The 22,733-nt window shown below is 67.2% G+C and carries 17 protein-coding genes; 7 read left to right on the top strand and 10 right to left on the bottom strand.

Annotated elements, in window-relative coordinates; all coding sequences use genetic code 11:
- The first annotated feature begins 7 nt into the window (after positions 1-7).
- From O3305_RS05655 to O3305_RS05645, 3 genes are read left to right on the top strand one after another with little or no spacing between them, the layout of a single operon-like run.
- On the top strand, positions 8-2,308 hold the full coding sequence (locus tag O3305_RS05655) for an autotransporter assembly complex protein TamA (protein ID WP_269575517.1): 2,301 nt from the start codon (positions 8-10) through the stop codon (positions 2,306-2,308).
- Positions 2,308-6,534 carry a translocation/assembly module TamB domain-containing protein gene (locus O3305_RS05650; RefSeq protein ID WP_269575516.1) on the top strand — a complete coding sequence of 1,409 codons (4,227 nt, stop codon included), beginning with the start codon at positions 2,308-2,310 and terminating at the stop codon, positions 6,532-6,534. Before O3305_RS05655 ends, O3305_RS05650 begins: the two co-directional genes overlap by 1 nt.
- 52 nt (positions 6,535-6,586) lie before the next feature.
- Positions 6,587-8,050 carry a flavin-containing monooxygenase gene (locus tag O3305_RS05645; RefSeq protein WP_269575515.1) on the top strand — a complete coding sequence of 488 codons (1,464 nt, stop codon included), beginning with the start codon at positions 6,587-6,589 and terminating at the stop codon, positions 8,048-8,050.
- Here the strand turns inward: O3305_RS05645 and O3305_RS05640 are convergent.
- The 5 genes from O3305_RS05640 to O3305_RS05620 all read right to left on the bottom strand — a co-directional run bounded on the left by O3305_RS05640 (position 8,047) and on the right by O3305_RS05620 (position 12,691).
- Positions 8,047-9,258 carry a flavin monoamine oxidase family protein gene (locus O3305_RS05640; RefSeq protein ID WP_269575514.1) on the bottom strand — a complete coding sequence of 404 codons (1,212 nt, stop codon included), beginning with the start codon at positions 9,256-9,258 and terminating at the stop codon, positions 8,047-8,049. The genes O3305_RS05645 and O3305_RS05640 overlap by 4 nt on opposite strands.
- On the bottom strand, positions 9,255-9,710 hold the full coding sequence (locus O3305_RS05635) for a MaoC family dehydratase (protein WP_269575513.1): 456 nt from the start codon (positions 9,708-9,710) through the stop codon (positions 9,255-9,257). Before O3305_RS05635 ends, O3305_RS05640 begins: the two co-directional genes overlap by 4 nt.
- A 113-nt stretch (positions 9,711-9,823) precedes the next feature.
- Entirely contained in the window at positions 9,824-11,749 is a 1,926-nt protein-coding gene (locus tag O3305_RS05630) for an acetyl/propionyl/methylcrotonyl-CoA carboxylase subunit alpha (RefSeq protein WP_269575512.1), read from the bottom strand.
- A 124-nt stretch (positions 11,750-11,873) separates the two neighbouring features.
- Positions 11,874-12,182, bottom strand: coding sequence for a DUF3088 family protein (locus O3305_RS05625; protein WP_269575511.1), 309 nt, complete (start codon positions 12,180-12,182; stop codon positions 11,874-11,876).
- Complete coding sequence (locus tag O3305_RS05620; protein ID WP_269575510.1) at positions 12,179-12,691, bottom strand: nuclear transport factor 2 family protein; 513 nt, start codon at positions 12,689-12,691, stop codon at positions 12,179-12,181. The genes O3305_RS05625 and O3305_RS05620 overlap by 4 nt, the downstream gene beginning before the upstream one ends.
- A 76-nt stretch (positions 12,692-12,767) precedes the next feature.
- Between O3305_RS05620 and O3305_RS05615 the strand changes: the two genes are divergently transcribed.
- Positions 12,768-13,199 (top strand): endonuclease domain-containing protein, encoded by a 432-nt coding sequence (locus tag O3305_RS05615; protein WP_269575509.1) that lies wholly within the window; start codon positions 12,768-12,770, stop codon positions 13,197-13,199.
- 20 nt (positions 13,200-13,219) lie between these two features.
- Here O3305_RS05615 and O3305_RS05610 read toward each other — a convergent pair whose 3' ends face one another.
- Complete coding sequence (locus O3305_RS05610; RefSeq protein WP_269575508.1) at positions 13,220-14,821, bottom strand: carboxyl transferase domain-containing protein; 1,602 nt, start codon at positions 14,819-14,821, stop codon at positions 13,220-13,222.
- Positions 14,822-14,948: 127 nt separating this feature from the next.
- Here O3305_RS05610 and O3305_RS05605 point away from each other — a divergent pair, with 127 nt between their 5' ends.
- Positions 14,949-17,018: a M13 family metallopeptidase gene (locus tag O3305_RS05605; RefSeq protein ID WP_269575507.1), complete on the top strand. Its 2,070-nt coding sequence runs from the start codon at positions 14,949-14,951 to the stop codon at positions 17,016-17,018.
- A 124-nt stretch (positions 17,019-17,142) separates the two neighbouring features.
- On the top strand, positions 17,143-17,847 hold the full coding sequence (locus O3305_RS05600; protein WP_269575506.1) for an alpha/beta fold hydrolase: 705 nt from the start codon (positions 17,143-17,145) through the stop codon (positions 17,845-17,847).
- A gap of 35 nt (positions 17,848-17,882) precedes the next feature.
- Here the strand turns inward: O3305_RS05600 and O3305_RS05595 are convergent, their stop codons facing one another.
- From O3305_RS05595 to hmgA, 4 genes are all read right to left on the bottom strand, one after another.
- Complete coding sequence (locus tag O3305_RS05595) at positions 17,883-18,251, bottom strand: hypothetical protein (protein WP_269575505.1); 369 nt, start codon at positions 18,249-18,251, stop codon at positions 17,883-17,885.
- Positions 18,248-19,399, bottom strand: coding sequence for an isovaleryl-CoA dehydrogenase (locus O3305_RS05590; protein WP_269575504.1), 1,152 nt, complete (start codon positions 19,397-19,399; stop codon positions 18,248-18,250). The genes O3305_RS05595 and O3305_RS05590 overlap by 4 nt, the downstream gene beginning before the upstream one ends.
- 80 nt (positions 19,400-19,479) lie before the next feature.
- Positions 19,480-19,836, bottom strand: coding sequence for a Rieske (2Fe-2S) protein (locus tag O3305_RS05585; RefSeq protein ID WP_269575503.1), 357 nt, complete (start codon positions 19,834-19,836; stop codon positions 19,480-19,482).
- Positions 19,833-21,113 carry a homogentisate 1,2-dioxygenase gene (gene hmgA / locus O3305_RS05580; RefSeq protein ID WP_269575502.1) on the bottom strand — a complete coding sequence of 427 codons (1,281 nt, stop codon included), beginning with the start codon at positions 21,111-21,113 and terminating at the stop codon, positions 19,833-19,835. Before hmgA ends, O3305_RS05585 begins: the two co-directional genes overlap by 4 nt.
- A 161-nt stretch (positions 21,114-21,274) precedes the next feature.
- Between hmgA and O3305_RS05575 the strand changes: the two genes are divergently transcribed.
- Positions 21,275-22,618 (top strand): dicarboxylate/amino acid:cation symporter, encoded by a 1,344-nt coding sequence (locus tag O3305_RS05575; RefSeq protein ID WP_269575501.1) that lies wholly within the window; start codon positions 21,275-21,277, stop codon positions 22,616-22,618.
- Positions 22,619-22,733 lie beyond the last annotated feature (115 nt).

Here is a 22,733-nt window from a genome sequence, read left to right as displayed (position 1 = left end):
TAGAGGGGTGAAGCGGATTTGGCTGGCGGCGCTCGCCGGTACGGCATTCGTGCCGGGGCTTGCGCATGCGCAGATCTCCGATCCGAAGCCGGGCCAGGGTGCACCGCCCTCCGGCCCCGCACCTGCGCCTTCGGCAAGCCCGACGCCTGCGCCGACTCCCGGGCAGAGCGGAACGGTCGTCGTCGCGCCGGTGGACGAGAGCCCGATCGTGCCCGATGCCGATTTCGAGGCGGCGATGCCCAAGATCGGGGGCGACATCAACGCGCCGCTGGAAGCGATGCCGTCGCCGACGGGTGGAGAGGCCAAGCCCGTGCCGACGACGCAGGGCCAGGCTACCCAGCAGATCCAGCAGCAGGCCGAGGAGACGTTCGCGGCGGCGCCGGCGGAAGATCCCGAATTCGCCAAACCGCTGCCGCCGCTTGCCGAGTTCAAGGTCGAGCCCGCGCCCGAGGACAAGGTCGCTGACAAGAAGTCGGTGACGATCCGCTATGTGACGCGCGAGGAAGGGCTGTCGGCGGTCGGGCTCGAGGGGCTGTTCGAGGATCTGTCGGCGCTGGAGAATGGCGGCGGGAAGGCGGCGAACACCGCGATGGTCGCGGCGCGGGCGCGCGAGGACGAAAGGCTGGCGATACGGCTGCTCAATTCGCGCGGCTATTATGACGCGACCGCGCTCTCGACGATCGACCAGAACCCGAAGACCCCGGGCATCGTGACCGCGACGATCAGCGTGACGCCGGGGCCGCTCTACCGGCTGGGCGATGTGAAGGTGCAGAGCGATCCGACCATCCCGCCGGGACTGCTGCTGCGCGAGCTCAACCTCAATCCGGGCGATCCGATCGAGGCGGAGCGTGTGCAGGGCGCCGAGGCGAATGTGGCGCTGCGGCTGCCGCAACAGGGCTATCCCTTCGTCAAGGTCGGGCAGCGCGACATCCTGCTCGATGAGGAAAGCCATATCGGCGACTATACGCTGCCGGTGTCGCTGGGGCCGCGGGCGGTGTTCGGCGATATCCGCACCGAAGTGGGCACCGGCACGCTGGCCGAGCAGGCGGAGCGGCGGGCGCAGCGCGGCGAGGGCAGCGGGGCGAATGGCGAGCGGCGGCAGCGGCGCCAGCGCCGGGCGCGCAAGGTGGTGTTCGACACCAAGCACATCGAGGTGCTGCGCCGCTACAGGCCGGGCGACCTTTACGACGTGCGCGCGGTGGACGACCTGCGCGAGGCGATGATCGCGACCAGCCTGTTCTCCACCGTCTCGGTCGAGCCGGTGCGGACCGACAAGGCGGGGCCGGACGGGACCGAGGTGGTCGACCTGCTGGTGCGCCAGAACCCCGGCCCGGCGCGGACGCTGGCGGCGGAGCTGGGCTATTCGACCGGGCAGGGCATCCGCCTGACCGGCAGCTGGACGCACCGCAACCTGTTCCCACCCGAAGGCGCGCTGATCGTCGCGGGTGTGCTCGGCACGCAGGAACAGGGGCTGACCACCACCTTCCGCCGATCGAACGCCGGGCAGCGCGACAGGACCTTCCAGATCGCCGCGCAGCTCAACCACCAGGATTATGACGCGTACGAGAGCTACACCGGCACGCTCTCGTTCCGCTATTCGCGCGATTCCACGCCGATCTGGCAGAAGCGCTGGACCTATTATTACGGGGCCGAGCTGGTCGGATCGAACGAGGATCGCTGGAACTACAACAGCAACCAGCGCGACCGCGGCACCTGGCTGATCGCCGCCGCGCCGCTGTTCCTCGGCTATGACAGCTCGGACAATCTGCTGAACCCGACGCGAGGCTTCCGGATCAAGGGCAATGCCAGCCCCGAGACCTCGGTGCGCGGTGCGGCGCGGCCCTATGCGCGGTTCATGCTGGAAGGGACCTATTACCAGCCGGTTTCGACCAACATCGTGGTTGCCGGGCGGGCGCGCGTCGGCTCGATCGTGGGCATCGCACGCGACGACCTGCCGCCCTCGCGGCGCTATTATGCAGGCGGCGGCGGATCGGTGCGCGGCTTCGGCTACCAGGAGCTTGGCCCGCGATCGCCCGACGGCAAGCCGGTGGGCGGGCGCAGCTTCAACGAGTTCGCGATCGAAGCGCGGTACCGCTTCGGCAATTACGGCATCGTGCCGTTCATCGATGCCGGCCAGGTCTATGAGGGCATCTACCCGACGGGGCAGAATATACGCTTCGGCGCGGGCATCGGCGGGCGGCTCTACACCAATTTCGGCCCGATCCGCGTCGATGTCGCCACGCCGATCAAGCGCAAGCCGGGTGAATCGAAGATCTCGCTCTACATCTCGATCGGGCAGGCCTTCTGATGGCGGAGGATACGCCCGAGGCTGTGGTGACGGCTGAGCCCGAGGTCTTGGTGGTTCGGCGGCCGCTGTGGCAGCGCGTGGTGAAATGGACTGGGATCGCGCTCGCCGGGCTGGCATTGGCTGTGGGCGCGCTGGTGCTGGGGATCAACACCCAGCCCGGCCGGCGCTTCGTTGCCGACCGGATCGCGGCGCTGACGCTGGGATCGGGGCTCAACTTCCGGATCGGGCGGATCGACGGATCGCTCTACGGCGCGATGGTCCTGCGCGACGTGCAGGTGCGCGACATCAAGGGCGTGTTCGCCACCTCGCGCGAGATCCGGATGGACTGGCGGCCGTTCGCCTATCTGAACAACCGCGTGGATATCCGCAGCGCGACCAGCCCGGAGGTGAAGCTGCTGCGCATGCCGGCGCTCAAGGCCTCGGGCGACCCCAACGCGCCCCTGCTGCCCGACCTAAACATCGATATCGGCCGGCTCGACGTGGCGCGGATCGACATCGCCAAGGAAGTCGACGGGCGTGCCCGCTATCTCGGGCGGCTGGCGGGCAAGGCGCACCTGGCCGATGGCCGCGCGCAGATGGTGCTCGACGGCGCCACGCTGACCGGACCGGGCGTGCCCGGCGGCGACAAGCTGGCGCTGACGCTCGACGCGACGCCGGACAAGAACCGGTTTGACATCGACATGAAGCTCGATGCGCCGGCCAAGGGGCTGGTCGCCGGGCTGGCGGGGCTTGAGGCGCCGCTGGGGCTGACGGTGAACGGCAAGGGCGATTGGGCGCGCTGGCAGGGCAAGGCACTGGGCACGCTGGGTGGCGCGCAGCTCGCCAATCTGGACCTGATCGCGACCAATGGCCGCTTCCAGCTGCGCGGGCCGCTGCATCCGGGCGTGTGGCTGAAGGGGCCGGTCGAACGGCTGGCGTCGCCGCAGCTCGATCTCGACCTCGACGCCAAATGGGCCGACCGTGTCGCCGATGGCGTGGTCAAGCTCCACTCCGATGCGCTGTCGGTCGAGGCCAAGGGCAAGATCGACTTGGGGCATAACCGGTTCGATGACTTCAAGGTCGACGGTATCCTGCTCAAGGCCGGGGCGATCGCGCCGAACCTGGTCGGGCGATCGGTGCGTGCGTCGCTCGCGCTGGACGGCGCGTTCAATCGGCCGGTGGTCGACTACAAGCTGAGCGCGGGCGCGATCGGCTTTGGCGAGACGGTGGCCGAGCAGCTCTATGCCGAGGGCCGGGCGCAGGTGGATGCCAATCGCATCCTGGTGCCGGTGCGCGCGCGGGCGAAGCGGGTGTCGGGGCTCAACGCCGCGGCGGGCGGGCTGGTGACCAACCTGACGGTGAATGGCGACCTGGCGATCTCGGGCCAGCAGGTGCTTTCGGACAATCTCCGAATCCGATCGGACAAGATCGATGCGACTGCGATCATCGCCGCCGATGTCGGCAAGGGCCGCTATACCGGCGCGCTCAAGGGCCGCGTGAACGACTATCAGATCGACGGGGTCGGCATTGTCGACCTGAGGACCGATGCCGAGCTCTATGCGGCGCCGGGTGGCGGTTGGGGCATCAAGGGCCATATCGCAGGCAATTCGCGCAAGATCTTCAGCGATGGCGCGCGCGAGTTCCTGGGCGGCAACGCGGTGGCCTCGGCGCGGCTGGTGCTCGATCCCAAGGGTGTGATCAGCATCAGCGACGTGAAGATGAAGGCGCCCAAGTTCCGCGTGCTGCGTGGCTCCGGGCGCTATGATCCGGCGGGGCCGATCCTGATCAATGCCGATGCGGTTTCCGACGATTACGGTCCGCTGACAGCGCGGGTTACCGGCACCCTGAACGCACCGGTGGTGCTGTTGAAGGCGGCCAAGCCGGGGCTGGGCATCGGGCTCGCCAATCTCGAGGCGCAGGTGCGCGGGCGCGGCAATGCCTGGGCGGTGCTGGCCAGGGGCGATACCGATTACGGGCCGTTCAACGCTGATGTGCTGGTGCGCACCGGCAACCGGCTGGCGATCGACATCAATTCGGGCCGCTTCGCCGGCATGGATATCACCGGCAAGGTCGCGCAAACCGCGGCCGGACCGTTCGAGGGCGAGCTGGCGTTCAACGGATCGGGCGTGGTCGGCCGCGCGGCGCTGTCCGCGCAAGGCAAGCTGCAGCGGGCGGACGTGAAGGCGACGGCGTCCAACGCGAAGATACCGGGGGCTGCCGGGCTGACGATCGGGCGCGCCCTGATCGACGGCAATATCGTGCTAGCCGATACGCCGGAGATCAACGGCGACGTGCAGGTGGCGAATCTGCGCCAGGGCAATTTCGTGCTCAAGACCGGGCGGGCCAAGATCGCCTATGCCGGCGGCAACGGCACCGCGCAGCTCTTCGCCAATGGTTCGACCGGCGTGCCGTTCCAGATCGCCGCGAACGCGAAGCTGGCGCCGGACGACTGGCTGGTGGCGGTGCAGGGGCAGGGCAGCGGGATCGGCTTCAAGACCGCCCAGCCGGCGCGGATCGAGCGGCGCGACGGCGTGTATCACCTGCTGCCGACCAAGCTGGATTTCGACAAGGGCAGCGCGCGCATCGCCGGCAGCTATGGCAAGGGCATGGTGCTGCAGGCGCGGCTCGACAGTCTCGATATTTCGGTGGTCAATGCCTTCGTTCCCGATCTCGGTATCGGTGGCACCGCGACCGGCAGCCTGGATTTCGCCCAGACTTCGCCCGAGGCTTTTCCGAGCGCCGATGCGCGGCTGGAGATCAGCGACTTCACCCGGGCCAGCCTGGCCAGCGTGTCAACGCCGGTGAACGTCAGCTTCGTCGGCAAGCTGCTGCCCAATGGCGGCGACGCGCGGGCGCTGATCCGCCGGGGCAACACGACGATCGGCCGCGTGATCGCGACGCTGAGCCCGCTCGGGCCCGACGCGGGCAGCTGGACCGAGCGGATGTTCGCCGCGCCGCTCTCGGGCGGCATCCGGTATAACGGGCCTGCGGCAGTGCCTTTCTCGCTGGCGGGGCTTTCGGGCCAGCAGCTCGACGGGCCGATCGGGATCGCGGCGGACTTCTCGGGCAAGGTCGAGGCGCCGCAGCTGGCCGGTGTCGTGCGGGCCAGCAACCTCACCTACGAGAACGAGAATTTCGGCACCCGGCTTACGGGCATGCAGATCGACGGCACCTTCTCGAACGACGAGTTCCTCCTCAATTCGCTGACCGCCAGGGCCGGTGAGGGGACGGTGAAGGCGCAGGGCAAGGTGAGCCTGTCTTCGGCGAACGGCTATCCGATCGCGATCACCGCCGATCTCGATAATGCCCGGCTGGCGCGCAGCGATGCGCTGGGAGCGACCGCGACGGGCCGGATCACGATCACCAAGAACCCGCAGGTCTCGCGGATCGACGGACGGCTGACCGTGCCCGAGGCGCATTACCAGATCATCCGCCAGGGCGCCGCCGAAGTGCCCGAGCTGACCGGCGTGCGCCGCAAGAACCCCAATGGCCAGGAGGATACGCCGGCACAGGTGATCCGCCGCTCCTTCGGCGATTTCGACCTCAACCTGCGCATCAACGCCGACAACCGGCTGTTCGTGAACGGCATGGGGCTGGAGAGCGAGTGGCGGGCACAGGTGACGGTGCGCGGCACGACGCTGGCGCCCGATGTGCGCGGCACGATGGAGATCGTGCGCGGCACCTACAGTTTCGCCAGCCGGCGCTTCGACATCAGCCGCGGCACGATCCGCTTCCAGGGATCGACGCTGACCAATCCCTCGGTCGATATCCAGGCGAGCACGACGGCGGAGGGGATCACCGCGATCCTGACCGTGTCCGGCACCGCGCAGCAGCCGCAGATCGCATTCAGCTCGACGCCGACGCTGCCACAGGAGGAAGTGCTGGCGCGGCTGTTCTTCGGGACGAACGTGACGAACCTGTCGGCGACCGAGGCGATCCAGCTGGCGGCGGCGCTCCAGTCGCTGAGCAGCACCGGCGGCGGGCTTAATCCGCTCGGCCAGCTCAAATCGGCCACGGGCATCGACCGGCTGCGAATCCTGGGCGCTGATGACGTGACCGGACGCGGCATGGCACTGGCGGCGGGCAAGTATCTGACCGATGACATCTATGTGGAGATCATCACCGACGCGCGGGGCTTCACCGCCACGCAGCTGGAGATCTCGCTGAGCCGCACGCTGAGCCTGCTCTCGCAGGCCGGGTCGTTCGGCGGATCGAGCGTCAGCCTCAAATATTCGCGGGATTATTGAGCCTGCCCGTTTCTCTGCTTACAGTGATGTAAACAGAAGATCGGGAGAGGACATGGCCGAGCATTTCGACGTGGTGATCGTGGGCGCCGGAATCTCCGGCGTCGGCGCGGCCTGGCACCTGCAGAAGAACAGCCCGGACCGCTCCTATGTCGTGCTCGAGGGGCGCGAGCGGCTGGGCGGGACCTGGGACCTGTTCCGCTATCCGGGCATCCGATCGGACTCGGACATGTTCACGCTCGGCTTCTCCTTCCGGCCCTGGACCGAGAGCAAGGCGATCGCCGACGGTCCCTCGATCCTCAACTATCTCGACGAGGCCGTGAAGGACTACGGCATCGACGAGCATATCCGCTATTCGACGCGGGTGACGGGGGCGAGCTGGTCTTCAGCCGACGCATTATGGACCGTCACCGCCGAACGGGGCGGGGAAGCGGTGACCTTCACCTGCGCCTTCCTGTTCCTGTGCACCGGCTATTATAATTACGCGCGGGGCTACACGCCCGATTTCGCCGGCGTGGCAGACTTCAAGGGGCGGGTGGTCCATCCGCAATTCTGGACGCCGGAGATCGACTACAAGGACAAGCGCGTCGTCGTGATCGGCAGCGGCGCGACCGCGGTGACCCTGGTGCCCGAGCTGGCCAAGCAGGCGGCGCATGTGACGATGCTGCAGCGCTCGCCGACCTACATCGTCTCGCGGCCCTCGCAGGACGCGGTGGCGAACTGGATGCGCAGCTGGATGCCGGCAAAGACCGCCTATGGCATCACGCGGTGGAAGAATGTGCTGCTCCAGCAATTCTTCTACGGGCTGGCGCGCAAGAACCCGGACAAGGCCAGGGAACGGATCGTCCAGATGGTCCAGGACGAGCTGGGACCGGACTATGACGTGGGGACGCACTTCACCCCGCGCTACAATCCCTGGGACCAGCGCGTATGCCTGGTGCCCGATGCGGACCTGTTCGCTTCGATCAAGACCGGCAAGGCCGAGGTGGTGACCGACACGATCGATCACTTCACGGCGGACGGGCTCAAGCTCGGCTCGGGCAAGGAGATCGCGGCCGACCTGGTGGTGACCGCGACGGGGCTGGAGATCCAGCTGTTCAGCGGGATGCCGATCCGTGTCGATGGCAAGGCCTTCGATCCCGGCAAGGCGATGACCTACAAGGGCATGATGTTCGCGGACGTGCCCAATTTCGCGATCTCGTTCGGCTATACCAATGCGAGCTGGACGCTGAAGAGCGACCTGACCGCGAACTATGTGACGCGGCTGCTCAATGCGATGAAGAAGCGCGGGATGCGCCAGGTGACCCCGCGGATCGCGGCGCCGGTGGAGGAAGTCCCGTTCCTCGACTTCACCTCGGGCTATGTCCAGCGCGCCAACGACAAGCTGCCGCGCCAGGGCTCGCGCAAGCCGTGGCGGCTGAACCAGAATTACGCGCGCGACGTGATGGCGCTCAAGTTCGGAGGGATCGACCAGGAGATGGAGTTTTCCAATCCTGTGGCGCGGGGGAAGGCGGCCTAGAGCAGCGCCTTCGCCGCCGCGACGCCGGTGTTGTAGGCGCCGTGGGCGGTGGAGAATTCGCCGTCCGAGGTCGCTTCGCCGGCGAAGCGGATGCGCGGGTCGGCGCCGGCGCGCAGCACCGCGCGCGCGGCGTGCTGGCCGGGGCGGGCGTGGCTGTAGCCGCCCAGGACATAGGTCTCGCGGCCCCAGGCCGAGCCGGCGACGAACCGGAGCTTCCTGCGCCAGTCGCTGCCGAGCAGGTGGACCAGTTCGCCGATCGCGAAATCGGCGGCGCCGTTCAACCCTGCCTTCTCCATCGCCCGCGCGCCTTCGCCGCCGAGCATGCACTCGACCAGCGGCCGGCCGAGCGGCTTGAGCGTATAGGTGCCGGTCAGCGCGCTGCGTGGATTGCCGAGGAGATGGGCGTTGTCGTCGACATCATCCGCGTCCTCCAGCGTGAAGAACAGCTTGTCGGCCAGGCCGAGCGGGAGCTGGGCGGCGGCGTGGAGGATCGCGTCGTGCCCCGGCAGGCGGATCGCGCCGCTGGCGAGGACGTTGCTCGAGACGGTGATGATCGCGGAATTCGCGGTGATGCTCCCGCGCGGGGTCTCGATGCGGAGCTGCCGGCCCGAGGTGTCGATCGCAGTGACCGGAGTGCCGAGCACTACCGGTAGCCAGGCGGCGTGCGAGGAGACCAGCGCGCCATAGCCCTGCTCGACGCGCCAGTTCACGTCGATCGATTCGTTCTCATAGGCCTGCCAGTCGATCGCCGACATCTCGCGCATCGGGGCGCCGTTGATATAGCCGGAGAGCGCGTCGAGCGCGGGGTTCCATTCGCCGTTCGGAGGCAGGAGATCGGCGGCGCAGTCGCTGGGCGGTGGGGTGCGCATCGCCTCCATGAAGGCTTCGAAGGCGTGCCACAGCGCCTGCTGCTCGGCCTTGGTGGCGCCGATTTCGCGCCATTGCTCGCCCCAGCGGGCCGGGGCGCGATAGACCGTGAAGCCGCGCGCCTCCGCAATGCCTACCCACGGGTTCTTCGGCGCCGAATGGAGCCAGCCCGCGCCCATGTCGATCGGCATGCCGGCGATATGGACGGTATGGGCGCGGCCGCCGAGCCGGTCCTGCGCCTCGAGCAGCAGCACGTCCCTTCCGGCATCGGCGAGGGTGCGCAGCGCGCCGACGCCCGCCGCACCGCCGCCGATCACGACGATGTCGGCATGGTCCGTCATGCCGCCGGCCGGCTCTTGAGCAGGGCCGAGCGCAGGCATTCGCAGACCAGCTCGCCGCGCTGGTTGAGCATGCGGTGCTGCCAGGTGACGATGCCCTGGCCGGGGCGCGACTTGCTGGGGCGCAGCTCGACCACTTCGCTCTCGGCGTGCAGCGTGTCGCCGATGAAGACGGGCTTGGGCATTCGTAGCTGGTCATAGCCGAGATTGGCGACCAGCGTGCCGGCGGTGGTGTCGCCTACGGTGATGCCGACCATCAGGCTGAAGGTGAAGGTGCCGTTGACGAGGATCTGGCCGAACTCGCTCGCCTTCGCCGCCTCAGCATCGAGATGGAGCGGCTGGGTGTTGTGGGTCATCGTCGAGAACAGCAGGTTGTCCGTCTCCGTCACCGTGCGGCGGAGTTCGTGGGCGACGGTGTCGCCAACCTGCCATTCGTCGTAGAACCTGCCTGCCATTCGATCCGCCTTCTTCTTCGTCATGCTGAACTTGTTTCAGCATCCAAGGCACCACAAGCGGTATCGCCCGTGGAAGGTTGGACCCTGAAACAAGTTCAGGGTGACGGTTGGGGTTAGTCCGCCTTCTCGACCTTCACCAGCAGCGTACCTTCGCTCACCTGGCTGCCTTGCGCCACGGTGAGCTCGGTGACGATGCCATCGAATGGGGCAGTGAGGCCATGTTCCATCTTCATCGCCTCCAGCGTGACCAGGCGCTGGCCCTTGGTGACGCTGTCGCCCTTCACGACCTCGACCGAGGTCACGCGGCCCGGCATCGGGGCGAGGATCGCGCCGTCGCCGGCGGTGCCGCCGGAGCGCCCTTCGTGCCGCACCGGTGTGAACAGAAAATTCTGGGCGTCGTCCCAGATGACGAAACCACCCGCAACCGGCTCGGCGAAGACCGGGAAGCGATTTTGCCAGTTGGGCGGCAGCTCGCGCTCATAGATGGTGCCGCCGTGCATCACGCGAATCTTGCGCTCGGGCTGCCGATTCAGCCGGAAACCGGTGATATCGCGCGACGGTTTGCCCGATGGCGCCGCGAAGGGCTGGGCACCGTTGCTCGAGAACCAGTGATCCTCCTGCTCATAGGCGGCAAGGGTGGTGATCGCGTCCATAATCACGGTCTCGCGCAGGTCGGCCGGGGGCAGGAGCGCGTCGAGATGCTTCTCGATAAAGCCGGTGTCGATCTGTCCGGCCTGGAAATCCTCATGGTCGAGCGCGCGCCGCAGAAAGGCGGCGTTGGTTCTGACCGGATAGATGTCCGTGGAATGGCAGGCGTCGCTCAACTGCTCGATGGCCTCCTGGCGGGTCTCGGCATGTGCGATCAGCTTGGCGATCATCGGATCGTAGAAAGGCGAGATCGTGTCGCCTTCCTCGACGCCGGCGTCCTCGCGAATATCGTCGAACGCGCGGTAGATTTCGAGCGTGCCTGTCGAGGGCAGAAAGCCCTTGGCCGGGTCCTCGGCATAGAGCCGCGCTTCCATGGCGTGGCCGTTGATCTCAAGCTCGTCCTGGCGGAGCGGCAGCGGCTCGCCCGAGGCGACGCGCAGCTGCCATTCGACCAGGTCCTGGCCGGTGATCTCCTCGGTCACCGGATGCTCGACCTGGAGGCGGGTGTTCATCTCCATGAACCAGATACGGTCGGCGCGCAGGCCTTCGCTGGCGTCGGCGATGAACTCGATCGTGCCGGCGCCGACATAGTCGACCGCCTGCGCGGCGCGGACGGCGGCAGCGCAGATCGTTTCGCGCGTTTCTTCGTCCATGCCCGGCGCGGGGGCTTCCTCGATCACCTTCTGGTGGCGGCGCTGGAGCGAGCAGTCGCGCTCGAACAGGTGGACCACATTGCCGTGCGTGTCGCCGAACACCTGCACTTCGATATGGCGCGGTGAGAGAATGTACTTCTCGAGCAGCACCCGGTCGTCGCCGAACGAGCTGGCGGCCTCGCGCTTGCAGGAAGCGAGGGCGTCGAGGAACTCCCCCGCAGCCTCGACCAGCCGCATGCCCTTGCCGCCGCCGCCGGCCACGGCCTTGATAAGCACGGGATAGCCGATCGCGTCCGCCTCTGCCTGGAGCCGGTCGGGAGACTGGTCCTCGCCGAGATAGCCGGGGGTGACGGGCACGCCGGCGGCGATCATCCGTGCCTTGGCGGCATCCTTCAGGCCCATGGCGCGGATGCTGTCGGGCTTCGGGCCGACCCAGACCAGCCCGGCAGCGATCACCGCTTCGGCGAAGTCGGCATTCTCCGACAGGAAGCCATAGCCGGGGTGGATCGCCTCTGCCCCAGTCGCCTTGGCAGCTGCGATGATCTTGTCGCCGACCAGATAGCTCTCGCGGGCGGGCGAGGGGCCGATATGGACGGCCTGATCCGCCTGGCGAACATGGAGCGCTTTCGCGTCGGCATCGGAGAAGACCGCGACGGTGCGGATGCCCATCTCGCGCGCGGTGCGGATGATGCGGCAGGCGATCTCCCCGCGATTGGCGATAAGCAGGGACCGGATCATCGATATTCAACCATCTGGTTGTGCATTATCTTGAATCCCTTGAATCCCCACGCATGTGCGAGCGGCCGACATTGGGGCGCTCCAGAATCTCGTTTCAACATGGAAAATCCTACATTTCCAGTGCTCAAGGGTGGCGCTCCGGGAAACCATGACGTTCGGCGAGAGCCGCCAGCAACGCTTCGATGTCGTTGGCGAAGCCACCGTCCCAAACCAGGGCCGGCAGGTTCTGGTTGTCCGCGCCGATTGCCTCCACCACCGCCGCGCGCGGGCGCGGCCAGGCGACGCGGACGACGTCGATGTCCTTCGCGCGCTCGGGGAAGGTGGCGAGCAGGCCTTCCACGATCATGCATTCCTTGCAGTAGAAATGCCGCTCGCCGCCATGGGCCGGATCGGCCCAGTCGGGGTCGAGCAGGAAGAGGGTGTCGCGGCTCATTGCGCGGTGCACCCGGTGGTGCGCTGCGACCAGGTGACGTTGAGCACCTTCCAGCTGCCATTCTCGCGAAGCAGGTCGAAATGGTTGATGCCGCAATGGTGCGCCTTGCCGTCGATCAGGAAGACATAGGGCGCCCAGACCATGGCGATGTCGCCATCGACTTCGATCGCAGGGGTGGAGATGCGCTCCTCCAGCTTCTCCGGGCCGGGCTTGATGCCGCCGGCGAAATCGGCCCAGCTGAGGTGGCGGATCGCGCGGCTGCCGTCGGGCTTCTCGACCGCGACGGTGGCACCGCCCTCGGGGCGCGTCTGAGCAAGGATCGCGGCGCCGTCATGCGCGGCGAGCCCGGCGAACATGGCGTTGATCGGGGCCAGCACGGCGGCGGCTTCGGCATCCTCATAGGGGAGCGGATTGGCCGGGGGGAGCTTGGCGGCGGGCGTGACGGGGCCGGACTGGGCCAGCGCTGGGAGCGGGGCGAGGAGGAGGGCGGCTGCGACAACAAGCTTCATAGCGGACCTTTCAATTCCTCCCCGAGCTAGTCTCGGGGAGGGGGACCATGCGAAGCATGGTGGAGGGGCAGGTGCGATGTTCAAGGATTATGCGCCGAAAGGGAGCAAGCGCGCCGTGCAGCGGGCGCGAGCGCGGCGACGTGAGATGAGTTTGCCGGAGGGCCTGTTGTGGCGGGAGCTGCGCAAGCGACCGGCCGGGCTCAAGTTTCGTCACGAGCATGCGACGGGTGCGTTCAGTCTCGACTTCTATTGCAGCGACGCGCGGCTTGCGATCGAGGTGGATGGCGAGGCGCATGGATTTGGCGAGCGGCCTGCCCGGGATACTCAGCGGGATGCCTGGCTGGCCGAATGCGGGATAGCGACGCTGCGGATTCCGGTGGCCGAGGTTTTGCGGGATCTGGATGCTGTATTGCGCGGGGTCGTTGCCGAGGCGCGGTCGCGATTGCCCCTCCACCACCCGGCTGCGCCGGGCGGTCCCCCTCCCCGAGGCAAGCTCGGGGAGGAATGAAGAGAAGGCGTTAGGCCTCATCACATCCGGAACACGCCGAACGCGGGCCGCTCCGGGATCGGCGCGTTGAGCGTTGCGGCCAGCGCGATGCCGAGGACGTCACGGGTCTGGGCCGGGTCGATGATGCCGTCGTCCCATAGCCGCGCGGTGGCGTGCCAGGGGTTGCCTTCGTCCTCGTAGCGCTGGCGGATCGGGGCCTTGAAGGCTTCCGTCTCCTCCGGCGTCCATTTGTCGGCATCGCGGTGGACTGTGGCGAGCACCGAAGCGGCTTGCTCTCCGCCCATCACCGAGATGCGGCTGTTGGGCCAGGTGAACAGGAAGCGGGGCGAATAGGCGCGGCCGCACATGCCGTAATTGCCGGCGCCGAAGCTGCCGCCGATCAGCACGGTGATCTTGGGTACGGTCGCGGTGGCGACAGCGTTGACCAGCTTTGCGCCATGTTTTGCAATGCCTTCCGCCTCATACTTCCCACCGACCATGAAGCCGGAGATGTTCTGGAGGAAGAGCAGGGGGATGCGGCGCTGACAGCATAGCTCGATGAAATGCGCGCCCTTCTGCGCGCTCTCGCTGAACAGCACGCCGTTATTGGCGATGATGCCGACCGGCATGCCCCAGATATGCGCGAAGCCGCAGACCAGCGAGCTGCCGTAGAGCGCCTTGAACTCGTGGAATTCGCTGTTGTCGGTGATCCGGGCAATCACCTCGTGCACGTCATAGGGTGCGCGGACGTCTTCGGGGATGATCCCGTACAGCTCTTCGGCTTCGTATTTCGGCGCCCGGGGATCGAGCAGCTTGAGGTCCGGCTCGCGATCGGCGGGGAGGTGGCTGATAATGTCGCGGACGATGGTCAGCGCATGCTCGTCATTCTCGGCGAGATGATCGACCACGCCCGACTTGCGCGCATGCAGGTCGCCGCCGCCCAGGTCCTCGGCGCTGATCACTTCGCCGGTGGCGGCCTTCACCAGCGGCGGGCCGGCGAGGAAGATCGTGCCCTGCTCGCGGACGATCACCGTCTCGTCGGACATGGCGGGGACATAGGCGCCGCCCGCCGTGCAGCTGCCCATCACACAGGCGATCTGCGGGATGCCCTTGGCCGACATGTTCGCCTGGTTGAAGAAGATCCGGCCGAAATGATCGCGATCGGGGAAGACCTCGGCCTGGTGGGGCAGGTTGGCGCCGCCCGAATCGACCAGGTAGATGCAGGGCAGGCGGTTCTGCTCGGCGATCTCCTGGGCGCGGAGATGCTTCTTCACCGTCATCGGATAATAGGTGCCGCCCTTCACCGTGGCGTCGTTGCAGACGATCATCACGGTGCGGCCGGAGACGCGGCCGACTCCGGCGATCATGCCGGCGCCGGGGACTTCGCCCTCGTACATGTCGCAGGCGGCGAGCTGGCCGATCTCGAGGAACGGCGCGCCCGGATCGAGCAGCCGCTCGACGCGTTCGCGGGGCAGCAGCTTGCCGCGACTGGTGTGGCGGGTGCGCGAAGCCTCAGAGCCGCCGAGCGCTGCCTGGGCGACATCGGCGCGGAGCTGATCGACCAGCGCGCGGTTATGGGCGGCACGCGCGCGGAATTCCGCGCTGTCGGCCGCAACCCTCGAATCGAGCACCGGGGCGCTCATAGATAGGGCATCCTTCCTGTCCTAGTTTTCTTCTCCCTACACCGCCGGAGCGGGCATGGGAAGGTGCTGGCGAAAAGGGAAACGCAGGAGTAGCACCCCTGCCATACAGCAATACAGGAGAGTCGCCTTGAAGACCCATGCACTCCTCGTCGCGGCGTTGCTCGCGACCACCGCATGCACGCCCTCCGGCAATGGCGCGGGCACCAGCGTTTCGGCCGGCACCGGCGTCGGCGTCGACCTGGTCGGGCTCGACAAGCAGGTGAAGCCGGGCGACGATTTCGAGGAATATGCCAATGGCGGCTGGCGCGCCAAGACCGAGATCCCGGCCGACCGCACCGCGACCGGCATGTTCCTCGACGTGTTCAACAAGTCCGAGACGAACAACAAGGCGATCATCGATGCCGCGCTGAAGGCCAATGCGGCGGCGGGCACTGACACGCGGCGGATCGCCGACTGGTACAATGCCTATACCGATACCGGCGCGATCGAGGCGCGGGGGATCACGCCGCTCAAGCCGACGCTGGATGCGATCGCGGCGATCAAGGACAAGAAGGCGCTTTCGGCGATGCTCGGCGGCAATGTCCGCGCCGACGTCGATCCGCTCAACGCGACCAACTTCCACACCGAGAATCTGTTCGGCCTGTGGGTGAGCCAGGCGCTCGACAAGCCTGACGTGACCGTGCCCTATGTGCTGCAGGGCGGGCTGGGGCTCGAGGACCGCGACTATTATCTCTCGCAGACCGAGGAGATGAAGAAGGCGCGCGAGGGCTACAAGGCGTATCTGGTCAAGATCTTCACGCTGGCCGGAATGAGCGATCCGGCGGCGCGTGCCGGGCGGGTGTTCGACCTGGAGACGAAGATCGCGACCGCGCATACCGACCTGGTCGCCAGCCAGGACGTGAAGAAGGCGGATAACTGGTGGAAGAAGGCCGACTTCGCCGCCAAGGCGCCGGGGATCGACTGGGACGGCTTCTGGGCCGCGGCGGGCCTCGGCTCGCAGCAGGAATTCATCGTCTGGCAGCCCGATACCACGGTGAAGCTGGCCAAGCTGGTCGAGAGTGAGCCGGTCGAGGCGTGGCAGGACTGGCTGGCCTTCCACCAGATCAACCAGGTCACCTCGGTGCTGCCGAGCCGGTTCGACCAGGCGAGCTTCGACTTCTTCGCGAAGCAACTGCGCGGCCAGCAGGCGATGCGTCCGCGTGACAAGCGCGCGATCGCCAGCGTGAACAACAATCTGGGTGATGCGGTCGGCCAGCTTTATGTGAAGGACTATTTCCCGGCCTCGTCCAAGGCCGACATCCAGAACATGGTGGCCAACATCAAGGCGGCGTTCGACAAGCGCGTCGCCGGGCTCAGCTGGATGGACGAGGCGACCAAGGCCGAGGCGCGCAAGAAGATCGAGACGATGCGCGTCGGTGTCGGCTATCCCGAGACGTGGCGCAGCTATGCGTCGCTCGACGTGAAGGCGGACGATCCGGTCGGCAACCTGATCCGCGCGGACAAGGCAGAGACGGCGCACCAGCTCGCCAAGATCGGCAAGCCGGTGGACAAGGGCGAGTGGTGGATGACGCCGCAGACCGTCAACGCGGTCAACCTGCCGTTGCAAAACGCGCTCAACTTCCCGGCGGCGATCCTGCAGGCGCCGTTCTACGATCCCAAGTCGGATGCGGCGGCGAACTATGGCTCGATCGGCGCGACCATCGGACATGAGATCAGCCACAGCTTCGACAATACCGGTTCGAGTTTCGACAGCGCGGGCAAGCTGCGCAACTGGTGGACGCCCGAGGATCTCAAGCATTTCGAGCAGGCGAGCGCGGCGCTGGCGGCGCAGTATAGCGCCTATGAGGTGCTGCCCGGGCTGTTCCTCAACGGCAAGCAGGTGCTGGCCGAGAACATCGCCGACGTGGCGGGGCTGACCGCGGCCTATGAGGCGTATCACGCTTCGCTCAAGGGCAAGGAAGCGCCGGTAATCAACGGGCTGACCGGCGACCAGCGCTTCTTCCTCGCCTTTGCCCAGAGCTGGCGCGAGAAGCAGCGCGACCAGGCGCTGCGGGCCGAAGTGGCGACCGATGCGCACGCGCCGGGTCGCTGGCGTGCCTTCACCGTGCGCAATCTCGACGCATGGTATCCGGCGTTCAATGTCCAGCCGAACGAGAAGCTGTACCTGACGCCCGACAAGCGCGTGAAGATCTGGTGAAATTGGCGTCGTGCTCACTCCTTTGAGTGGGCACGACACCCCAAGGCCAGATTGATCGAACCGCCGATCCGCCTCCAGGCTGGCACCGTCGCCAATCCGGTGACGCCTGCCTGGAGTGAAGATCATGGATAGCAAAGCCGACACGCCAACGGTCGTTCTGGTGCACGGCGCCTGGGCGGACGGATCGAGCTGGCAGCGGGTGATCCCGTTGCTGCAGGCTGAAGGGCTGAGCGTGGTCGCGGTGCAGAACCCCACCAATTCGCTGGCCGACGATGTCGCGGCGACGCGGCGCGCGCTGGATGCCGTGGCCGGGCCGGTGGTGCTGGCCGGCCATAGCTGGGGCGGAGCGGTCATCACCGAGGCCGGGGCGCACGACAAGGTGAAGGCGCTGATCTATGTCGCCGCCTTCGCGCCCAAGGCGGGCGAGACGCTTGGCGCGCTGGTCGGCGCGTACCCCGCACCGCCGGCGCTGGGCAGGATCAGCGACGACGGCAACGGCTATCTCAAGATCAGCGAGCAGGGTTGGATCGAGGATGTCGCCAATGACCTGCCCGAAGCCGAGGCGCGGGTGCTGGCGGCCGTCCAGCCGCCGCTCGCCGCCAGCACCTTCGGCGACACGGCGACTATCGCCGCCTGGGAAAGCCTTCCGTGCTGGTATCTGGTCTCTGCCGAGGACCGGGTGGTGAACGTCGATCTCGAGCGCCAGTTCGCGGCGCAGATGAACGCCAAGACCACCGAGCTGAAGGCCGGGCATCTTTCGCTGCTGTCGCAGCCCGAGGCCGTCGCGGCGGCGATCCTCGAGGCGGTGGAGACCGTGAAGGCAGGGTGACCGGATGCGCCTCCCCGGGCAACGCTCGGGGAGGTTTATCGGTGCGGGCCGGGCAGCACGATGCTCGCCACCAGCCCGCCGATCGCGATGACGAAGGCGGCGCCGACCAGCCAGGTCAGCAGGCCGATCGAGAAATTGCCCGGGTTGCTGTTCGCCGGATCGTAGAGCTTCCCGAAGAAGCTGCCGTAGAGCATGCCGACCGCCACGCCCCAGCTTGCCGCGAAGAAGCTGCGGGTGGCGAAACTCTGGCGGCCGATGAGAATCGCGGCGGCGATCATCATCGCGCCGGCGAGCATGTCGTCCATCCAGAACACCGCCGGGCGGCCCGCACCCCAAGAGCGATAACCTTCGCCCGCCATCAGCAGGATCGCGCCGATCACGCCCAGGATGCGCAGCGCCTTCAAGCGCCGATCAGCTCCCGGCCGATCAGCATGCGGCGGATTTCGTTGGTGCCCGCGCCGATGTCGAGCAGCTTGGCGTCGCGAGCGAAGCGCTCGACGGGCCAGTCCTTGGTATAGCCGGCACCGCCCAGCGCCTGGATCGCCTCGAGCGAGACTTTCACCGCGCTCTCGGACGCGAGCAGGATCGCGCCGGCCGCGTCGAAGCGGGTGGTCTTGCCCGCGTCGCAGCTCTTCGCCACGGCATAGACGTACGCACGCGCGCTGTTGAGCGCGACGTACATGTCCGCCACCTTGGCCTGCATCAGCTGGAAATGGCCGATCGCCTGGCCGAACTGCTTGCGCTCGCGGATATAGGGCAGGACCACGTCGAGACAGGCCTGCATGATGCCGAGCTGGATGCCCGAGAGCACGGTGCGCTCATAATCGAGGCCGGACATCAGCACGCCGACGCCGCCGTTGAGCGGGCCCATGACGTTTTCCTCGGGCACTTCGCAATCGTTGAACACCAACTCGGCAGTGGGCGAGCCGCGCATGCCCATCTTGTCGATCTTCTGGCCGATCGAGAAGCCGGGCATGTCCTTCTCGATCAGGAAGGTGGTGATGCCGCGCGAGCCCTCGCCGGTCTTGGCGTAGACCACCAGCGTGTCCGCATAGGCCGCGTTGGTGATCCAGAACTTGGTGCCGTTGAGGACGTAGCCCCGATCGGTCTTCTCGGCGCGCAGCGTCATCGAGACGACGTCCGAGCCGGCGCCGGCCTCCGACATGGCGAGGCTGCCGACATGCTCGCCCGAGATCAGCTTGGGAAGGTACTTCGCCTTCTGCTCCGGGTTGGCCCAGCGGCGGATCTGGTTGACGCAAAGGTTTGAATGGGCGCCGTAAGAGAGGCCAATCGAGGCCGAAGCCCGGGCGATTTCTTCCTGCGCGATGACATGCTCGAGATAGCCGAGGCCCAGGCCGCCAAACTCTTCCTCGACGGTGATGCCGTGCAGGCCGAGCTCGCCCATGGCGGGCCAGAGCTCGTCGCGCGGGAACCAGTCCTCGGCATCGATCTTCGCGGCAAGCGGCTCGATACGCTCCTTGGCGAAGCGCTGCGTCGTCTCGCGGATCATGTCCGCAGTTTCGCCCAGGCCGAAATCGAAATCGGGGGTCATGGCCACTCTCCAAAGATGGTCAGTATTGCTGACTTATTATCGCCTCTAATCCCGCATTTCGCGAGCCCGCGCAAGGACGATCAGGCAGTGACGATCTTGCCGTCGATCACCGTCACCGGCCAGGGGCGGAGCTTCGCGCCAGTGCACGGGCCGCCGACGCAGACGCCATCCTCGATCCGGTAAAGCGCGCCGTGCCAGCTGCACTGGATATGGCTGCCATCGGGGGTGAGGTAGTCGTCGAGCTTGTTCGACAGCGGCAGCGCCATGTGTGCGCAAAGGTCGAGATAGCCGCGCACGGTTTCGCCCCGGCGGACGACGAAGCCGTGGAAGCGGCCGGCGCGCATTTCGAGGACGAAGTTGCGCGCCTTGCCGTCGGCGATCAGGTCGAGCGGGCCGAGGGTGACGTTGGGAGGCGTTTCGGTGAGGCGTTCACTCACTTGGGCAACTGCGCCTTTGGGAACCCCTCCCACGCCGCGTCATAGTCGGGCTGGGCGCGGTCGAGGGCGTAGCGGGTCGGTTTATAGGGCCAGCAGGTCTCGACCATGAAGGCCATGGTACCGGCGATCTTGTGCGGCTTGAGGTCCGCGTTGGTCGCACCCTGCCAGCTCGTCACGTCGGGGCCGTGGCCGGCCATCAGGTTGTGCAGCGACAGGCCGCCGGGCGCGAAGCCTTCGGCCTTGGCGTCATAGGCGCCGGTGATCAGCCCCATCGCCTCGGACATGATGTTGCGGTGGAACCAGGGCGGGCGGAACGTGTCCTCGGCGACCATCCAGCGCGGCGGGAAGATCACGAAGTCCGCATTGGCGCGGCCCGGCACGTCCGAGGGCGAGGTCAGTACCGTGAAGATCGAGGGATCAGGGTGGTCGAAGCTCACCGTGTTCATCGTGTTGAACCGGGAGAGGTCATAGCGCCAGGGCGCGAGATTGCCGTGCCAGGCGACCACGTCGAGCGGGCTGTGGGGCAGGGTGGTGGTCCACAGGTGGCCCAGGTGCTTCTGGATCACTTCGAAGGGCTCGTCCCGATCCTCGAACCAGGCGGCGGGCGTCTCGAAGTCGCGCGGATTGGCGAGGCCGTTCGCGCCGATCGGGCCGAGATCGGGCAGGCGGAACAGCGCGCCGTGGTTCTCCGCGACATAGCCGGTCGCGCTGCCATCGGGCAGCAGCGCGCGGAAACGGACGCCGCGCGGGATCAGGGCGACCTGGCCAGGGGCGACATCGATGCGGCCGAGCTCGGTCAGCAGGGCCAGCCGGCCCGCCTGCGGGATGAAGAGCAGCTCGCCATCCGCGTCGAAGAAGACGCGGGCCTCCATGTCCTTGTTGGCGGCATAGACATGCACCGCCACGCCCTCGAGATCGGCGGGATCGCGGTTGGCTAGCATCGTGACCATGCCATCGACCAGGTCGGTGCCCGGGGCGGGTGCCTCTACCGGGTTCCAGCGCAGGCGATTGGGGGGCAGGGGCTCGCCGGGCAGGTCAGCCGCGAAATGCGGCGCGCCCTGATAGCGGGTGAAGGGCGGATGCTCGGCGGTGGGGCGCAGGCGATAGAGCCAGGACCGGCGGTTCTCATGGCGCGGCGCGGTGAAGGCCGTGCCCGAAAGCTGCTCGGCATAGAGGCCATAGGCCGGCTTTTGCGGGCTGTTGCGCCCAACCGGCAGGGCGCCGGGGACCGCCTCGGTCGAAACATGGTTGCCGAAGCCGGGGAAATAGTCGGTCATCGCATCCTCTCCATGCCGGACTCTCTGTAGCGGCGCACATAAAGTGTCAAATGTTACTATCTGGCGACGGGGCAGCTTTAGGGGCGCGAACCTAAACTTTGTTGGGCGGCAGCGGGTTAATTCCTACTTCTTTAGTGGGTTTAATTCCGGAGTCGTAACCAATGGCCACCACCAGCGCAGCCGCACCCCCGCGGCGCCTACCGAGCTTCGGCGTGCAGGTTGCGATCGGCATGGTTGCCGGGCTGGCGCTCGGGCTGGCGGCGCGCTCGATCGGCGGCGACGGCGAGACGGCCAATGGCCTGGCCCAGGCGCTGCAGACGATCGGGCAGATCTTCGTGCAGCTGCTCAAGGTGCTGGTGCCGCCGCTGGTGTTCACCGCCATCGTAGCGTCGATCGCGGCGCTGCGCGATCTCAACAATGCCGCGCGGCTGGTGGTGCGAACCTTGCTGTGGTTCGCGATCACCGCGGGCATCGCGGTGGCGATCGGCATCACCTTGGGGTTGGTGCTCCAGCCAGGGCATCATAGCGCGGTGGCGGCTGCCGCTGCCGCCGCGCCTTCGAGCACGGGCAGCTGGCTGGACTTCCTCAAGGGGCTGGTGCCGGCCAATTTCCTGGGGATCGCCGCTTCGACCAAGCTGAATGACGGCGGCGCGACCACCGGGCTTTCGTTCAACGTGCTCCAGATCATCGTGCTGGCGGTCGCGATCGGCGCGGCGGCGGTGAAGGCGGGCGAGGCGGGGCATCGCTTCCTCGACTTCAACGCCTCGGCGCTCTCCGTGTTCAGGCTGCTGCTGCGCTGGGTGATCCGGCTGACCCCGATCGGCACCGCCGCGCTGATCGGCGACGCGGTGGTCCGCTATGGCTGGGAGTCGCTGGCGGCGCTCGGCACCTATGCGGGCGCGGTCTATCTCGGTCTCGCGCTGGTGCTGCTGGTCGTCTACCCGGTGCTGCTGTTCGCGCATGGCCTGAGCCCGCTGCGCTTCTTCGCTTCGGCCTGGCCGGCGATCCAGCTCGGCTTCGTCTCGCGCTCCTCGGTCGGCACCCTGCCGGTTACCGAGGAGATCACCGAGCGCGCGCTGGGCGTGCCGCGGGCCTATGCCGCCTTCGCCGTGCCGCTGGGTGCCACCACCAAGATGGACGGTTGCGCGGCGATCTATCCGGCGATCTCGGCGATCTTCGTCGCGCAATTCTACGGCATCCCGCTTGGGCTGGAGCATTATGCGCTGATCGCGATCGTATCGGTGCTGGGCTCGGCCGCGACCGCGGGCCTGACCGGCGCGACGGTGATGCTGACGCTGACCCTGTCGACGCTCGGCCTGCCGCTGGACGGGGTGGGGCTGTTGCTCGCCATCGACCCGATCCTCGACATGGGCCGGACCGCGACCAATGTGGCGGGGCAGATGCTGGTGCCGGTGATCGTCGCCAAGCGCGAAGGACTGCTCGACGAAGCGCGGTTCCGGGAAGGGGCCGGGGACGAAGTGCGGGGCGAGCCCGCCTTTGCCTGAAGGTTGTGGCCGGGGTGGAGCAGCGCGTTACGCTACAAGCGTCGCTCCCCCCGGTCTCCCTCTCCAAACTTCCGTCCACCCTAACGCGGGTGGCATGAAATGGTTCACTCAGGCC

The sequence above is a fragment of the Sphingomonas sp. NIBR02145 genome (assembly GCF_027359115.1).
Lineage (GTDB): Bacteria > Pseudomonadota > Alphaproteobacteria > Sphingomonadales > Sphingomonadaceae > Sphingomonas > Sphingomonas kyeonggiensis_A.
This window is presented reverse-complemented; position numbering and strand designations above follow the sequence as displayed.

Coding starts and splice junctions, on each gene's coding strand:
- O3305_RS05635 (WP_269575513.1), bottom strand. CDS start 9,710: ATGGCAGGCAGGTTCTACGACGAATGGCAGGTTGGCGACACCGTCGCC.
- O3305_RS05640 (WP_269575514.1), bottom strand. CDS start 9,258: ATGACGGACCATGCCGACATCGTCGTGATCGGCGGCGGTGCGGCGGGC.
- O3305_RS05610 (WP_269575508.1), bottom strand. CDS start 14,821: ATGAGCGCCCCGGTGCTCGATTCGAGGGTTGCGGCCGACAGCGCGGAA.
- O3305_RS05600 (WP_269575506.1), top strand. CDS start 17,143: ATGGATAGCAAAGCCGACACGCCAACGGTCGTTCTGGTGCACGGCGCC.
- O3305_RS05590 (WP_269575504.1), bottom strand. CDS start 19,399: ATGACCCCCGATTTCGATTTCGGCCTGGGCGAAACTGCGGACATGATC.
- O3305_RS05625 (WP_269575511.1), bottom strand. CDS start 12,182: ATGAGCCGCGACACCCTCTTCCTGCTCGACCCCGACTGGGCCGATCCG.
- O3305_RS05630 (WP_269575512.1), bottom strand. CDS start 11,749: ATGATCCGGTCCCTGCTTATCGCCAATCGCGGGGAGATCGCCTGCCGC.
- hmgA (WP_269575502.1), bottom strand. CDS start 21,113: ATGACCGACTATTTCCCCGGCTTCGGCAACCATGTTTCGACCGAGGCG.
- O3305_RS05645 (WP_269575515.1), top strand. CDS start 6,587: ATGGCCGAGCATTTCGACGTGGTGATCGTGGGCGCCGGAATCTCCGGC.
- O3305_RS05615 (WP_269575509.1), top strand. CDS start 12,768: ATGTTCAAGGATTATGCGCCGAAAGGGAGCAAGCGCGCCGTGCAGCGG.
- O3305_RS05575 (WP_269575501.1), top strand. CDS start 21,275: ATGGCCACCACCAGCGCAGCCGCACCCCCGCGGCGCCTACCGAGCTTC.
- O3305_RS05650 (WP_269575516.1), top strand. CDS start 2,308: ATGGCGGAGGATACGCCCGAGGCTGTGGTGACGGCTGAGCCCGAGGTC.
- O3305_RS05620 (WP_269575510.1), bottom strand. CDS start 12,691: ATGAAGCTTGTTGTCGCAGCCGCCCTCCTCCTCGCCCCGCTCCCAGCG.